The sequence below is a fragment of the Erwinia sp. 009765445 genome, assembly GCF_058137865.1.
On the sequence record NZ_JBYUWC010000014.1, the window covers coordinates 35,903 to 49,073 of the forward strand.

Consider the following 13,171-nt stretch of genomic DNA (forward strand, 5'->3'; position numbering starts at 1 on the left):
GGGCGGACGCTTCAGTACGTCCGCGTCAGTGCCGGACTTATTTATACAGTTCTGCAGTAGCGTGATAGTTGCCGTTATTGTAGGCCTCTACCACACGGTAAGATGATGCGCCCTGAGCGTCGGCTTTCAGAGAAAGCTCATGACGGATATCAGTCGGTGCGCCATCGATACCACTTACGCTAATGGTGCCCATTGACTGCAGGTTTTGGTCCTGTACCTGCTGGTCAGTCACCAGGTGTGCGGCATTAGCACCGAACGAGAGAACTGAGGCCAGGCCGAGGACTGCGATTGCTATTTTGGTTTTCATGATCAATGCTCCAGATGAGGGGGCGGTAACCGAAAGGGCTAAAAAGCGTTTATTATTCTTGGGGTTACCTTTTTTATGTCTGACTAACTCTTTGTCTTGCGAAACTTCTGTTATTTGTACAGCTCTGCGGTGGCGTGATAGTTGCCGTTTACATAGGCTTCTACAACACGATAAGCAGATGCGCCCTGAGCATCAGCTTTCTGATTCAGCTGAGCGTTGATATCCATTGGGGACGCGGTCACGCCGCTGACGCTGACGGTGCCGATTGATTGCATGTTTTGCGCCTGATCTGCATTGACAGAATCAGCTGCAAAAGCACCAAAAGACAGGGCAGAAATAACACTCAAAGTTGCAATGGTAGTTTTAACGTTCATGATATTTTCCTCGTCGTCTGTTTTTATCTTTTTGCGTTGTGTGATTCGCATCACGAAAACAAGTATAGATCTGATAACGTAAAAAATTAATAGCATGCTAATAATATTTTGTTGCGATACTTAGCCAATACACTTGTTTTTAATAACCTTCAGTTATAAAAAATGCTTATAATTTACCCTTATCATGTTAAATGCATGTAAAAACATCGGGATATGTGAATTTAACCATTTGTGCGCTAATCTGTGGTCGATCACGCTACGAGACGGTTATACATCCTTTTAACCACTGCTTTTTACGCTCCAGGGCAGTGCATCATGCTGATATGGCGGCTGGGGAGGGGAAGATAAAGCAAAGCCGGCGGATGCCGGCTTCTGGAAAAGCTGATGATGCATTGCGGTTAGTTGAAGGTTAAAGCTATGCGTTTAATTGCATCTACTTATAACTCTTGTTCAAACAGCATCATCACCGAGTCAAGCAGCTGCCTGATGGTCACGTGGCGTGCCGGGGTAATAAAGATGGTGTCATCGCCGGCAATAGTGCCAAGGATCCCTTCCGGCTTGCCCAGTGAGTCCAGCATGCGGGCAATCAGCTGCGCGGCGCCCGGGCTGGTGTGGATCACAATCAGCGCATCATTATGATCGATATCCAGCACCAGGTTCTTCAGCGGGCTGGTGGTGGTCGGTACGCCCAGCTCGGCTGGCAGGCAGTACACCATTTCCATTTTTGCATTGCGCGTGCGGACAGCACCAAACTTGGTCAGCATGCGTGAAACTTTGGACTGGTTGATATTTTCGAAGCCCTGCTCCTGCAGCGCCGCAACAATCTCGCCCTGAGAACTGAACTTCTCTTCTTTTAGTAAGGCCTTGAACGCCTTAATCAGATCTTCTTGTTTTGATGGATTACGCATAGGTGCCCGCTAAAAAAGTCAGAAAGAAAAAGATTCCCCTGGCAGGGTATTACATGATTATGCAATTAAGTGAATGTTTATGCAAACGGGAAGTGGTGGCTGCTGCTATCCGTAGCGTCGGGAGCGGCAGTCTAACAAACTTTGCCGGGGAAAAAATGTTCTGAAGGCGGCGGGTGTTGCTTAAAAAGTGAACGGAATGTTATAAAATTGATGTTGTCCTGATAAGTGTTACAGTTGTACTGTACGCCGAATGACATTGTCTGCCAGCTGCTGTGAAGGGCAACTAAGTGCGTCCTGACTTTATGCGTTCAATCTCCACGGCTTCGTTGTATTCTCTGCGCCACCGCGCAAAGTAGAATGAAAGCTTTCGCTAAGACCATACGGGTCGACTACCTTCATAACCAGATGGATTCCCGGCAATTAATGTTTACTATAATAAGGAGTTTAGGATGAAAGTTGCAGTTCTCGGCGCAGCTGGCGGTATTGGCCAGGCTCTCGCACTTCTGCTTAAAACCCAGCTTCCGGCAGGTTCAGAACTCTCTCTGTATGACATTGCTCCGGTTACGCCAGGCGTGGCCGTCGATTTGAGCCATATCCCCACGGCAGTCAAAATCAAAGGTTTCAGTGGCGAAGATGCCACTCCGGCATTGCACGGCGCGGATGTGGTGCTGATCTCCGCTGGTGTGGCACGTAAGCCAGGTATGGACCGTTCTGACCTGTTTAATGTGAATGCGGGTATCGTGCGGAATCTGATTGAGCAGGTTGCCAGTACTTGTCCTAAAGCTCTGATTGGCATCATCACTAACCCGGTGAACACTACCGTGGCGATTGCTGCCGAGGTGCTGAAGAAAGCGGGCGTGTACGATAAGAACAAACTGTTTGGCGTGACCACGCTGGACATTATCCGGTCCAATACCTTTGTCGCTGAACTGAAGGGAAAAAACCCGTCAGAGCTGAACGTGCCGGTAGTGGGCGGTCACTCAGGCGTGACCATTCTGCCTCTGCTGTCGCAGATCCCAGGCGTGAGCTTTACCGATCAGGAAATCGCTGACCTGACCAAACGCATTCAGAACGCCGGTACAGAAGTGGTGGAAGCCAAGGCGGGTGGCGGATCGGCTACGTTGTCGATGGGCCAGGCGGCAGCTCAGTTCGGCCTTGCTCTGGTGCGTGCTCTTAACGGTGAAAGTAACGTGGTGGAGTGTGCTTACGTTGAAGGTGAGGGAACCCATGCCCGCTTCTTCTCTCAGCCGTTGCTGTTGGGTAAGAATGGCATTGCGGAACGTAAACCGATTGGTGCGCTGAGTGCTTATGAAGAGCAGTCACTGAAAGGCATGCTGGATACGCTGAAGAAAGATATTACGCTGGGCGAAGAGTTTGTTAAGTAAACCCGCGTCGGGCCAGAGTTCTCCTGGCCCACTGTTTTCCCCCGCCTGAACTTAATTCCCCGGATATTCCAGTACGGTCACCGGCAGCGTCATTTTGCGGTCATTGCGGATGATTTCCACCTCAATCACCGTACCGGGACGGATTTCGGCTACCTGATCCATCGTTTCCAGTGCCGATACGGCAGGCCTGTGGTTCACACTGGTGATCACATCATTAACCTGCAGCCCCGCCTTGGCAGCCGGGCCGCCCTGCGAAACGTTGGTGACCACAATCCCCTGCAGATGATCGAGGCCAGAGGTTTGCCCGTGCATCTGGGGGATCTCTCTGCCGCTGATGCCGATAAAACCACGAATTACGCGGCCATCGCGGATCAGCTTATCCATGATTTTTGCCGCCAGCGCGGTGGGGATTGCAAAGCCAATCCCTTCCGGTGTCTCGCCATCGTTACTCTTGTCGAACGACAGCGTGTTAATGCCCATCAATTCGCCCAGAGAGTTGATCAGCGCACCACCCGAGTTTCCTTTGTTGATGGAGGCATCGGTCTGCAGGAAGTTCTGGTAGCGGGATGGGCTGAGACCCACGCGCCCGGTGGCGCTGATAATGCCCTGGGTGACGGTCTGACCAATGTTATATGGGTTGCCGATGGCCATCACCAGGTCACCGATATGCGCAATCCGCTTCGGATTGATCGGGATCACCGGCAGGCCGGATGCCGTAATTTTCAGGACGGCGAGGTCGGTCAGGCTGTCAGATCCGACCAGCATGGCCTCAAAAATCCGTCCATCCTGCAGCGCTACAATGATCTGGTCAGCATCATTGATGACATGCTTGTTGGTCAGAATATAGCCGCGGCCATCCATAATCACGCCTGAGCCAAGCGTGCGGATTTCCAGATTATCAGCGGAAGCATTGGCGCTGCGGTTATATACATTCACCACTGCGGGAGCAGCGCGACGGACAGCAGAGTTGTAGCTGACAGGCATCTCATCGATGCTGTCATCTTTATGATTGAAAAAATCGCTGCCGATCCTCAGTGTCGGCACTGCAGCCAGCAGAATACCCGCCACAACGAGGCCAAGAAGCACTGAACGCAATAGTTTAGGAAACATGGCTTTAAACGATGAGTGAATGAACGTTGGCAGGATAGCATGAGTTAAGCGGACACGCAGGTGTCCGCTTCATGATTTAGCTATTTAGCGTAAAAGCAGGTAAATGCTCTGATCGCCGCGGATTATATTCAGCGCCAGCAGCGGCGGTTTCGCTTCCAGCAGCTTGCGCAGCTCCGCCAGGTTTTGCACGCGGGTCCGGTTCAGACCGACAATCACGTCCCCTTTCTGCAGGCCAAACTGTTCGGCAGGCGTGGATTTATCCACGGTATCAACGCTGACCCCTTTGCTGCCATCTTTCGTCGCACCATCGCTCAGCGTTGCGCCCTGCAGCGCTGGAGTCATCTGCTCGGCGTTGGTAGAAGTCTGGCTGCTGGCATCCAGTTTGACGGTGACGGTCTGCGGTTTGCCTTCGCGTAGCAGGCCTACCTTCACCTCTTTACCCGGTGCGGTGGTGCCGATTTTCACCCGCAGTGCCGCAAAGCTGTCGATTGGCTTGTCATCAAGGCTGGTGATGATGTCACCGGCTTTGATACCTGCTTTCGCCGCTGCAGAATCTGGCAGTACTTCGTTGACGAAGGCACCGCGCTGGGCATCAACGTTGAACGCCTTCGCCATATCCGCGGTCATTTCAGTGCCTTTAATCCCCAACTGGCCCCGCTTCACTTCGCCGAATTCAATCAGCTGTTGTGCAAGGTTCATCGCCATGTTACTCGGGATGGCAAAACCGATGCCGATATTGCCGCCGGAAGAGGCAAGAATCGCAGTGTTGATGCCGATCAGCTCACCGTTCAGGTTCACCAGTGCGCCGCCTGAATTGCCCCTGTTGATAGCCGCATCGGTCTGAATAAAGTTTTCCAGCCCTTCCAGATTGAGTCCGCTACGACCCAGCGCTGAGACAATGCCGGAGGTGGCAGTCTGGCCAAGGCCAAACGGGTTGCCGATTGCCACCGCAAAGTCACCGACTTTCAGCTGGTCGGAATCGGCAATCTTAATCTGAGTCAGCCCTTTGGCTCCGCTGACCTGAATCAGAGCGATATCCGTTTGCTCGTCATGCCCTATCAGTTTGGCATCAAACTCCCTGCCGTCACTAAGCTGGACGCTGATTTTGTCCGCTCCGTTGACCACATGGTTGTTGGTGAGGATGTAGCCTTTATCGGCATTAATGACCACGCCGGACGCCAGACCCTCAAAAGGCTGAGGCTGCGAGTCGCCTCCATCCTGGCCCTGCTGACCGAAGAAACGTTTTAACGGCTCAGGAATGTCCTGCGTCTGGGCCTGAGTCTGGGTTCCTTCCACGTGCACGCTGACCACCGCAGGTAAAACTTTTTCCAGCATCGGCGCCAGGCTTGGCATCTGTTGTCCCTGAATTTGTGCAGGAAGCGACGCCACTGCCGCTGGGGCTGCGGCCAGGTTCATGCCAGTACTCAATGCTAATGCGCTTAACAGTAATGATTTCTTCTTCATCGCTTCGACGCTCTCCTGGATAAAAAGTGGGGGAACTCAGCAATCCGGACGGACAGCTGCCTGACGGTTTTGCATCGGCGACTGGGCCAACAAACAAAAAGGGCGCAGATGCGCCCTCAATAAACTCTTACTTCTCGCGTGCAGCACGGTCGCCACGCAGCAGGCCGGAGGCGCTGTCAGGATAATCGCGCGGCATCTGTACCGGAACCTGATCGTTATCCGCTTCAGACTCGGTCAGCTGATAAGCAAAGGGGTTCTTTTCACCCGGCAGATTCGGCAGCAGGTCATTCGATCCTTTCGCCATGTGCTGGTAAAGCTGGCGGTAATCACGTGCCATATTGTCCAGCAGCTCGGCGCTCTGGGCAAAGTGGCTGGTGAGTTCTTCACGGTAGTCAGCCAGTTCGGCCTTGGTTTTTTCCAGCTCGTATTGCTGGCTCCGCTGCTCACGCAGTTTCCTGTTACCAAAACGCATTGCTACCGCGCCGATAATTAATCCAACTACCAATCCAATAAGCGCGTATTCCCAGGTCATAATAACTCCCGTGTTGTCTTCGTTGTTCCGTAGGGACGCCTGGCTTCTGCCAGTTCACTACCAGCCACTATAACCGCTAATCTCATGGAAGTGGAATCCTGAGGCTACATCGCTTAGTGTAGAACGGCCCTTTTTTCGACAATCAACCACCTGACGCTCCAAATTTTTCAGGGAATGTGAATAAATTATGCAAACGACGTCTCCTCTGGCGCTCTACCAACAGGCGCTGGAAAAGGGTGAATATCAACCTGACGATGTTCAACGCGAAGCAGTCACCCGTCTGGACGGGATTTATCAGGCCCTGACCCGTTCCGAACCCGCTCCACCTCAGCCAGCTAAAGGGTTATTTGGCAAGCTGATGGGGAAGGGGAAAGATCAGCCGCAAGCACCGGCCCGGGGATTGTATATGTGGGGTGGCGTTGGCCGGGGAAAGACCTGGCTGATGGATATGTTTTTTCAGGCAATTCCTGGAGAACGTAAGCAACGCCTGCACTTTCACCGTTTTATGTTGCGCGTTCATCAGGAGCTGACGCAGCTGCAGGGGCAGAGTGACCCGCTGTTAATTGTGGCAGATCGTTTCAAAAGTGAGACTGACCTGTTGTGCTTTGATGAGTTCTTTGTCTCGGACATTACCGATGCCATGCTGTTAGGCACGCTGATGGAGGCGCTGTTCGCCAGAGGGATTACTCTGGTTGCCACCTCCAACATTCCACCAGACGATCTGTACCGCAACGGTTTGCAGCATGCGCGTTTCCTGCCCGCGATTGAAATGATTAAACAGCACTGCGACGTGATGAACGTGGATGCCGGGATTGATTACCGTCTGCGTACCCTGACCTCAGCTCATCTATGGATGATGCCGCTGAACGAGGCCACGGCGAAGGAGATGGACCGAATGTTTGTTGCCCTGAGCGGCAAAGAGCGATCCGAGCAGCCGGTGCTGGAGATTAACCATCGCACTCTGCCAACGCTGGGCGTTGCGGACGGCGTGGTGGCTATGGATTTCCTCGCGCTTTGTGGCGAAGGACGCAGCCAGCATGATTACATTGAACTTTCCCGCCGTTTCCACAGCGTGCTGCTGTTTAACGTGCCGGTGATGATCTACAAAACGGAAGATCAGGCGCGACGTTTCCTGGCGCTGGTGGATGAATTTTATGAGCGGCATGTAAAGCTGGTAGTCTCCGCTGAAGCCTCCCTGTATGAGATCTACCAGGGGGCCCGGCTGAAGTTCGAATATCAGCGCTGCGTCTCACGTCTGCAGGAGATGCAAAGCGAAGAATATCTCAATTTGTCACATCTGCCCTGAGGCGAGAAAAATCAGGGCGGCGGGGTGCATTTATTGAAAAAAAGGGTCGCGCTTTATGGGCGACTTCTCTATAATCTTGCGACCCCACGTTACAACAAAGGTTTTTTTCCCAAAACTCTTTGTGTTCCAGTAACTCTATCCGAAGGGGTGGGCTTGCTGGTCAAGATGGTCGTGTGAGCCTCAACCGTTTATTCAAGCGTTTGGGATTTCACCAACGTGTAACTTAATTTGGGTAAGCTTTTAGATGAAAACTTTTACAGCTAAGCCAGAAACCGTCCAACGTGACTGGTATGTTGTTGACGCGACAGGCAAAACTTTAGGTCGTTTAGCGACTGAACTGGCTCGTCGTCTGCGCGGTAAGCACAAAGCGGAATATACTCCGCACGTTGATACCGGTGATTACATCATCGTTCTGAACGCTGAGAAAGTTGCCGTAACCGGTAACAAGCGTACTGACAAGATTTATTACCATCACACCGGCCACATCGGTGGTATCAAGCAAGCGACCTTCGAAGAGATGATTGCTCGCCGTCCTGAGCGTGTGATTGAAATCGCGGTTAAAGGCATGCTGCCAAAGGGCCCGCTGGGTCGTGCTATGTACCGTAAACTGAAAGTTTACGCGGGCAACGAGCACAACCATGCGGCACAGCAACCGCAAGTTCTTGACATTTAATCGGGATTACAGGCAATGGCTGAGAATCAAAACTACGGCACTGGTCGCCGCAAAAGCTCTACCGCTCGCGTATTTATCAAGCCGGGCAGTGGTAACATCGTTATCAACCAACGTTCTTTAGAACAGTACTTCGGTCGTGAAACTGCCCGCATGGTAGTTCGTCAGCCGCTGGAACTGCTGGACATGGTCAGTAAATTCGATCTGTACATCACCGTTAAAGGTGGTGGTATCTCTGGTCAGGCTGGTGCGATCCGTCACGGTATCACCCGCGCTCTGATGGAGTTCGATGAGTCTCTGCGTGCGGAGCTGCGTAAAGCTGGCTTCGTTACTCGTGATGCTCGTCAGGTTGAACGTAAGAAAGTCGGCCTGCGTAAAGCACGTCGTCGTCCACAGTTCTCCAAACGTTAATTTATTCTGCTCAGGCAGAGTCGATTATCGAAAAACCCGGTGCCTGCACCGGGTTTTTTCTTTTTGGCTTTCGGCCAAAAGTGTGAAAACGCCACAGGTTACGGCATTTTCCCCTCAAATCCTTATTCCTGCCCCCACAAGCTGTCTAAAATCTGGTAAACTGTCTGTCACTTTGCGCCCATTAGCAGGGCATTGATGTGAGCGTGCATGAGGGGAGAGCCTCAGCCTTCATATCTGTTAATGGCATTTTATTAAGCAGGTTAATCGCCACGTGGCGGGCTTGCGCAGTAATTTTCTGGATAAACTTGGAGGTTTACATGGCTGTCGCTGCCAACAAACGTTCGGTAATGACGCTGTTTTCTGGTCCGACTGACATTTTTAGCCACCAGGTGCGTATTGTCCTGGCGGAGAAGGGTGTCAGCGTAGAGATCGAGCAGGTAGAAATGGATAGCCTGCCCCAGGATCTGATTGACCTCAATCCGTACCGTACTGTCCCGACGCTGGTTGATCGTGAACTGACGTTGTACGAATCCCGCATCATCATGGAATATCTTGATGAGCGTTTTCCGCATCCGCCACTGATGCCTGTCTACCCTGTTGCTCGCGGTGAAAGCCGCCTGATGATGCATCGTGTTGAGCAAGACTGGTACAGCCTGATGCGTAAAGTCGAGAACGGCACGGCACAGGAAGCTGAAGCTGCCCGTAAACAGCTACGTGAAGAGCTGTTGGCGATCGCACCTCTGTTCTCCCGTACGCCGTTCTTTATGAGCGAAGAGTTCAGCCTGGTGGATTGCTATCTGGCTCCGCTGCTGTGGCGTCTGCCACAGATGGGCATTGAACTGGTCGGTGCCGGGTCAAAAGAGCTGAAAGGTTACATGACACGTGTCTTCGAGCGTGATTCCTTCCTCGCTTCCCTGACGGAAGCGGAACGTGAAATGCGCCTGCAAACGCGGGGCTGATTACGATGGAAATGTCGCAACTTACCGCACGTCGTCCGTATCTGCTTCGGGCGTTCTACGACTGGCTGCTGGATAACCAGTTGACGCCTCACCTGGTGGTGGATATCAACCTGCCTGGCGTGATGGTCCCGCTGGAATATGCGCGTGATGGTCAGATCGTACTGAACATTGCTCCACGTGCCGTAGGCAATCTGGAACTGGGCAATGAAGAAGTGACTTTCAATGCCCGGTTTGGCGGTGTGCCTCGTCAGGTCACGGTGCCACTGGCTGCGGTAATGGCTATCTATGCTCGTGAGAATGGCGCAGGAACGATGTTCGAGCCTGAGCCGGTTTACGAAGAAGCCGGGGAATATAATCCCGCTTCGCAGCAGGATGACGCGCCGGAAACCGTGATGTCTGTTATTGATGGCGATCGTCCCGACAGCAGCGAACAGGATGATGATGGCCCGGACGACGAACCGCCACCGCGCGGGAGCCGTCCTGCTTTGCGCGTGGTGAAATAACGCTGCGATTCAGATTTAGCCAAAAGACCAGTCCTTTTAAGGGCTGGTTTTTTTTCGCCTGTATTTGGCCATCCGTTATCGGGTCTGGTTTGGATCATGGTTAATTATATCTAAGTTAATTTTTGTATCAGTAAAACTTAAAAGTATTTACAAGGCATGGGTTTTATTAGGGCTCCATTTATTTTCCAGGTGGCTATTTTATATACTGATAAAATCGTTATACCTGAGTGAAATTAAAAGATAAATTAACTGGAATTAATAGGTGTTAAATTGGAGGTTCTTTTTGCGATGTTGATTTTGATCAAAATACTGTATGCAGGTAAGATTAAAATTATTGAAGTTTTCGCAGAATGAAATTAATGTTCCCGCACCGACAGCTTATTCGTTATTACTGGCAGGCTGATAGTGGCTTTCGCGCCGGGAAGGCAAGGAATATTGATATTGCATCAGTAGAGAGCGAGATAATTGTTTTTCTTGATGCAGGAGTACTGTTACAGCAGCAGGCATTAGTTAACCTCCTCAGCGTCCATTAGCACAGCCGGGTACCTGCGGTCTGTATTGGTTATGTCTATGGCTTTGAAACTGAGAATAACCTGCTGGCAGATATTGATATTCCGGCCAACGCTGAAAACGTTCAGGCTATTATCAGTCAGTTGGAGAGTAGCGGAGCAGTTGATATACGACAGGACCAGTATGATGAATTTGGCTATAACGTCTCTGCCTGGCCTGCCCCTTTTGACATTTTCTGGACCTGTCACGTCCCGGCTGAGAGGAAAAAGCTATTGAAAGCAGGACTGTTTGATGAAGCCTTCAACTGTTGGGGCGGCGAGGATGTTGATCTGGGGGAAGGCTGTTTTTGCAAAATAACCGTTTTATCGTTAACCGGCGGATCTGCTCAGTCCATTGTTCCCATGAGAAACATATTCCTGACTGTAAACAAGGTTCGGAAAATGCTGGCAAGAAAACTCATCAGAAATATAACCTCTGGCAGACCTCATCCTACGGTTGCGATCTTGGTGAGAGTAAGTTTTCCCTGAATAAAGTGATCGCCAGGTATGCAGACCAGAATGGGGAAGAAAACGATGCCTTTATACGAGAATATTTATATCAGTCATGACTCTTCTGTGGCGAAGTACTGTTTTTTGCTGGGCGGGGATGTCGAAATTTCGGGAAAACCTGAGATTACGCTAACCTGGGTGAAGGATCACCAGTACGTTAAAGAAGGCATCGACATCAGTGATTTTTCTGAGGCGGTGACCATCGGTGAAGGTGCTTATATTGAGTCCCAGGACCGTCTGGCTTTTCATTGCGGTCGGGTAAAACTGACGGTAGTGAAATTAAACGATCGTGAGTCAGGAAGAATCATTATTGGGCAACATGTTGTTCTGCAGGGCACGGCCATTGTGGCATACCAGCAGGTGACCATTGAAGACCATGTGATCTTTGGTCCGAATGTGACAGTAATGGACAGCAGTGGGCATCCGCTGCGGGGAAGAGGAGACCGGGATGAGGCTTCACGAATTACTTCCGCACCAGTGCATATCAAAGAGCATGCATGGATCGGTATGGGAGCGGTTATCCTGAAAGGGGTGACGATAGGCAAGCATGCGGTAGTTGGTGCAGGCAGCATCGTGAATGAAGACGTACCCGATTATGCGCTGGCACTGGGGAATCCGGCGAAAGTAGTAAAGTCTTTGAGGTAAGCAACAAGAAATACCGCTAATTTGCGCTGGCTGGCGGCAAGTCAGGCGGCAAGGCTGGGGCTGAAATAGCGATATAAAAAAACCCGCCAGATGGCGGGCTTGTTTATGGCCAGGCAGATTACACTTCCAGCCAGTCCATGATGCCTTCAGCCGCTTTACGACCTTCGGCGATGGCGGTGACCACCAGGTCGGAACCGCGAACCGCATCGCCACCGGCGAAGATTTTCGGGTTGCTGGTCTGGAAGGCATTTTCACTGCCTTCAGGGGCGATGATCCGGCCCTGAGAGTCCAGCTCGACGCTATGTTGCTCCAGCCAGGACATCTGGTGCGGACGGAAACCAAACGCCATCACCACCGCATCGGCAGGCACCACGTGCTCTGAGCCAGCCACGATTTCAGCGCGGCGGCGGCCGTGGGCATCAGGCTGACCCATTTCGGTCCGGGCCATTTTCACGCCAGATACGCGACCGTTGCCGTTTATTTCAATGCCCAGCGGCTGCACATTGAACTGGAATTCCACACCTTCTTCACGCGCGTTTTTAACTTCGCGGCGTGAGCCTGGCATGTTCTCTTCGTCACGACGATAGGCACAGGTCACGTGCGTTGCGCCCTGACGAATTGAAGTGCGGAGACAGTCCATCGCCGTATCACCGCCACCCAGAACCACCACTCGTTTAGCATTCATCGAGACGTAAGGCTCGTCTTCCGTGTGGGAGAAGCCCATGGTGTGTTTTGTGTTGGCAATCAGGAAAGGCAGAGCATCATAAACGCCTTCTGCATCCTCATTTTCCAGTCCGCCTTTCATCGACTGATAGGTCCCGACGCCGAGGAACACGGCGTCAAAATCTGCCAGCAGGTTGCTCATCTGTACGTCGCGGCCTACTTCGGTATTCAGTTTGAACTCGATACCCATGCCGGAGAAAATCTCACGGCGTTTGGTCATCACGTCTTTTTCCAGCTTAAAGGCCGGAATACCGAAGGTCAGCAGGCCACCGATTTCAGGGTGGCGGTCATAAACGACCGCTTTCACGCCATTGCGGGTCAGCACATCGGCACAGGCCAGGCCAGCCGGACCGGCACCGATAATTGCCACGCGCTTGCCGGTTGGCTTCACGCCGTCCAGGTTTGGTTTCCAGCCCATCTCCAGCGCTTTGTCATTGATATAGCGCTCGATATTACCGATGGTCACCGCACCGAACTCATCGTTCAGCGTGCAGGAACCTTCACACAAGCGATCCTGCGGGCAAACGCGCCCGCAGACTTCCGGCAGACTGTTGGTCTGGTGTGACAGCTCGGCGGCCTCGATGATCCGGCCTTCATTCGCCAGCTTCAGCCAGTCAGGAATGTAGTTGTGTACCGGGCACTTCCACTCGCAATACGGGTTACCGCACGACAGACAGCGATCGGCCTGCGCCTGCGCCTGGCTTTCAGAGAAGGGCTCGTAAATCTCCACAAATTCAATTTTGCGGATTTTGAGCGGCTTCTTCGGCGGATCGACGCGCTGCAAGTCGATAAATTGATAAACGTTTTGACTCATCG

Annotated in this window: 14 protein-coding genes; 7 read left to right on the plus strand and 7 right to left on the minus strand. The window is 52.0% G+C overall.

What is annotated here, in order from left to right; all coding sequences use genetic code 11:
- Window positions 1-37: 37 nt before the first annotated feature.
- From yhcN (AC3Y5R_RS16065) to argR, 3 genes are all read right to left on the minus strand, one after another.
- Window positions 38-307, minus strand: a complete 270-nt coding sequence (yhcN, locus tag AC3Y5R_RS16065; protein WP_489922165.1) for a peroxide/acid stress response protein YhcN — start codon at window positions 305-307, stop codon at window positions 38-40.
- Window positions 308-417: 110 nt separating this feature from the next.
- Entirely contained in the window at window positions 418-681 is a 264-nt protein-coding gene (gene yhcN, locus AC3Y5R_RS16070; protein WP_489922166.1) for a peroxide/acid stress response protein YhcN, read from the minus strand.
- Between the two features lie 437 nt (window positions 682-1,118).
- Window positions 1,119-1,589 carry a transcriptional regulator ArgR gene (gene argR / locus AC3Y5R_RS16075; protein ID WP_158782038.1) on the minus strand — a complete coding sequence of 157 codons (471 nt, stop codon included), beginning with the start codon at window positions 1,587-1,589 and terminating at the stop codon, window positions 1,119-1,121.
- A gap of 449 nt (window positions 1,590-2,038) precedes the next feature.
- Between argR and mdh the strand changes: the two genes are divergently transcribed.
- The gene (gene mdh / locus AC3Y5R_RS16080) at window positions 2,039-2,974 is read left to right on the plus strand and encodes a malate dehydrogenase (RefSeq protein ID WP_489922167.1); all 936 of its coding nucleotides are present in this window, start codon (window positions 2,039-2,041) and stop codon (window positions 2,972-2,974) included.
- A gap of 51 nt (window positions 2,975-3,025) precedes the next feature.
- Here mdh and degS read toward each other — a convergent pair whose 3' ends face one another.
- The 3 genes from degS to zapG form a co-directional block, all read right to left on the minus strand.
- Window positions 3,026-4,084: an outer membrane-stress sensor serine endopeptidase DegS gene (gene degS / locus AC3Y5R_RS16085; protein WP_489922168.1), complete on the minus strand. Its 1,059-nt coding sequence runs from the start codon at window positions 4,082-4,084 to the stop codon at window positions 3,026-3,028.
- Window positions 4,085-4,168: 84 nt separating this feature from the next.
- A complete protein-coding gene (degQ, locus tag AC3Y5R_RS16090) occupies window positions 4,169-5,548 on the minus strand; it encodes a serine endoprotease DegQ (RefSeq protein ID WP_489922169.1) in 1,380 nt (459 codons plus the stop codon).
- 127 nt (window positions 5,549-5,675) lie between these two features.
- Window positions 5,676-6,080, minus strand: coding sequence for a Z-ring associated protein ZapG (zapG, locus tag AC3Y5R_RS16095; protein WP_158782042.1), 405 nt, complete (start codon window positions 6,078-6,080; stop codon window positions 5,676-5,678).
- A gap of 187 nt (window positions 6,081-6,267) precedes the next feature.
- Here zapG and zapE point away from each other — a divergent pair, with 187 nt between their 5' ends.
- The 6 genes from zapE (at window position 6,268) to AC3Y5R_RS16125 (ending at window position 11,632) form a co-directional block, all read left to right on the plus strand.
- Window positions 6,268-7,386: a cell division protein ZapE gene (zapE, locus tag AC3Y5R_RS16100; RefSeq protein ID WP_489922170.1), complete on the plus strand. Its 1,119-nt coding sequence runs from the start codon at window positions 6,268-6,270 to the stop codon at window positions 7,384-7,386.
- Window positions 7,387-7,630: 244 nt separating this feature from the next.
- Window positions 7,631-8,059, plus strand: a complete 429-nt coding sequence (gene rplM, locus AC3Y5R_RS16105) for a 50S ribosomal protein L13 (protein WP_084872133.1) — start codon at window positions 7,631-7,633, stop codon at window positions 8,057-8,059.
- A 15-nt stretch (window positions 8,060-8,074) separates the two neighbouring features.
- On the plus strand, window positions 8,075-8,467 hold the full coding sequence (gene rpsI / locus AC3Y5R_RS16110) for a 30S ribosomal protein S9 (RefSeq protein WP_489922171.1): 393 nt from the start codon (window positions 8,075-8,077) through the stop codon (window positions 8,465-8,467).
- A 317-nt stretch (window positions 8,468-8,784) separates the two neighbouring features.
- The gene (sspA, locus tag AC3Y5R_RS16115) at window positions 8,785-9,426 is read left to right on the plus strand and encodes a stringent starvation protein SspA (protein ID WP_489922172.1); all 642 of its coding nucleotides are present in this window, start codon (window positions 8,785-8,787) and stop codon (window positions 9,424-9,426) included.
- 5 nt (window positions 9,427-9,431) lie between these two features.
- Entirely contained in the window at window positions 9,432-9,929 is a 498-nt protein-coding gene (sspB, locus tag AC3Y5R_RS16120; RefSeq protein WP_158782046.1) for a ClpXP protease specificity-enhancing factor, read from the plus strand.
- Window positions 9,930-11,011: 1,082 nt separating this feature from the next.
- Entirely contained in the window at window positions 11,012-11,632 is a 621-nt protein-coding gene (locus AC3Y5R_RS16125; protein ID WP_489922173.1) for an acyltransferase, read from the plus strand.
- Between the two features lie 118 nt (window positions 11,633-11,750).
- On the opposite strand, the gene AC3Y5R_RS16130 is transcribed toward AC3Y5R_RS16125, so the two are convergent.
- Window positions 11,751-13,169, minus strand: coding sequence for a glutamate synthase small subunit (locus AC3Y5R_RS16130; protein WP_489922174.1), 1,419 nt, complete (start codon window positions 13,167-13,169; stop codon window positions 11,751-11,753).
- Window positions 13,170-13,171: the final 2 nt, after the last annotated feature.

Excerpts from the sequence above, each read along its gene's own strand:
- yhcN (WP_489922165.1), bottom strand. The coding sequence starts at position 307 with ATGAAAACCAAAATAGCAATCGCAGTCCTCGGCCTGGCCTCAGTTCTC.
- yhcN (WP_489922166.1), bottom strand. The coding sequence starts at position 681 with ATGAACGTTAAAACTACCATTGCAACTTTGAGTGTTATTTCTGCCCTG.
- argR (WP_158782038.1), bottom strand. The coding sequence starts at position 1,589 with ATGCGTAATCCATCAAAACAAGAAGATCTGATTAAGGCGTTCAAGGCC.
- mdh (WP_489922167.1), top strand. The coding sequence starts at position 2,039 with ATGAAAGTTGCAGTTCTCGGCGCAGCTGGCGGTATTGGCCAGGCTCTC.
- degS (WP_489922168.1), bottom strand. The coding sequence starts at position 4,084 with ATGTTTCCTAAACTATTGCGTTCAGTGCTTCTTGGCCTCGTTGTGGCG.
- degQ (WP_489922169.1), bottom strand. The coding sequence starts at position 5,548 with ATGAAGAAGAAATCATTACTGTTAAGCGCATTAGCATTGAGTACTGGC.
- zapG (WP_158782042.1), bottom strand. The coding sequence starts at position 6,080 with ATGACCTGGGAATACGCGCTTATTGGATTGGTAGTTGGATTAATTATC.
- zapE (WP_489922170.1), top strand. The coding sequence starts at position 6,268 with ATGCAAACGACGTCTCCTCTGGCGCTCTACCAACAGGCGCTGGAAAAG.
- rplM (WP_084872133.1), top strand. The coding sequence starts at position 7,631 with ATGAAAACTTTTACAGCTAAGCCAGAAACCGTCCAACGTGACTGGTAT.
- rpsI (WP_489922171.1), top strand. The coding sequence starts at position 8,075 with ATGGCTGAGAATCAAAACTACGGCACTGGTCGCCGCAAAAGCTCTACC.
- sspA (WP_489922172.1), top strand. The coding sequence starts at position 8,785 with ATGGCTGTCGCTGCCAACAAACGTTCGGTAATGACGCTGTTTTCTGGT.
- sspB (WP_158782046.1), top strand. The coding sequence starts at position 9,432 with ATGGAAATGTCGCAACTTACCGCACGTCGTCCGTATCTGCTTCGGGCG.
- AC3Y5R_RS16125 (WP_489922173.1), top strand. The coding sequence starts at position 11,012 with ATGCCTTTATACGAGAATATTTATATCAGTCATGACTCTTCTGTGGCG.
- AC3Y5R_RS16130 (WP_489922174.1), bottom strand. The coding sequence starts at position 13,169 with ATGAGTCAAAACGTTTATCAATTTATCGACTTGCAGCGCGTCGATCCG.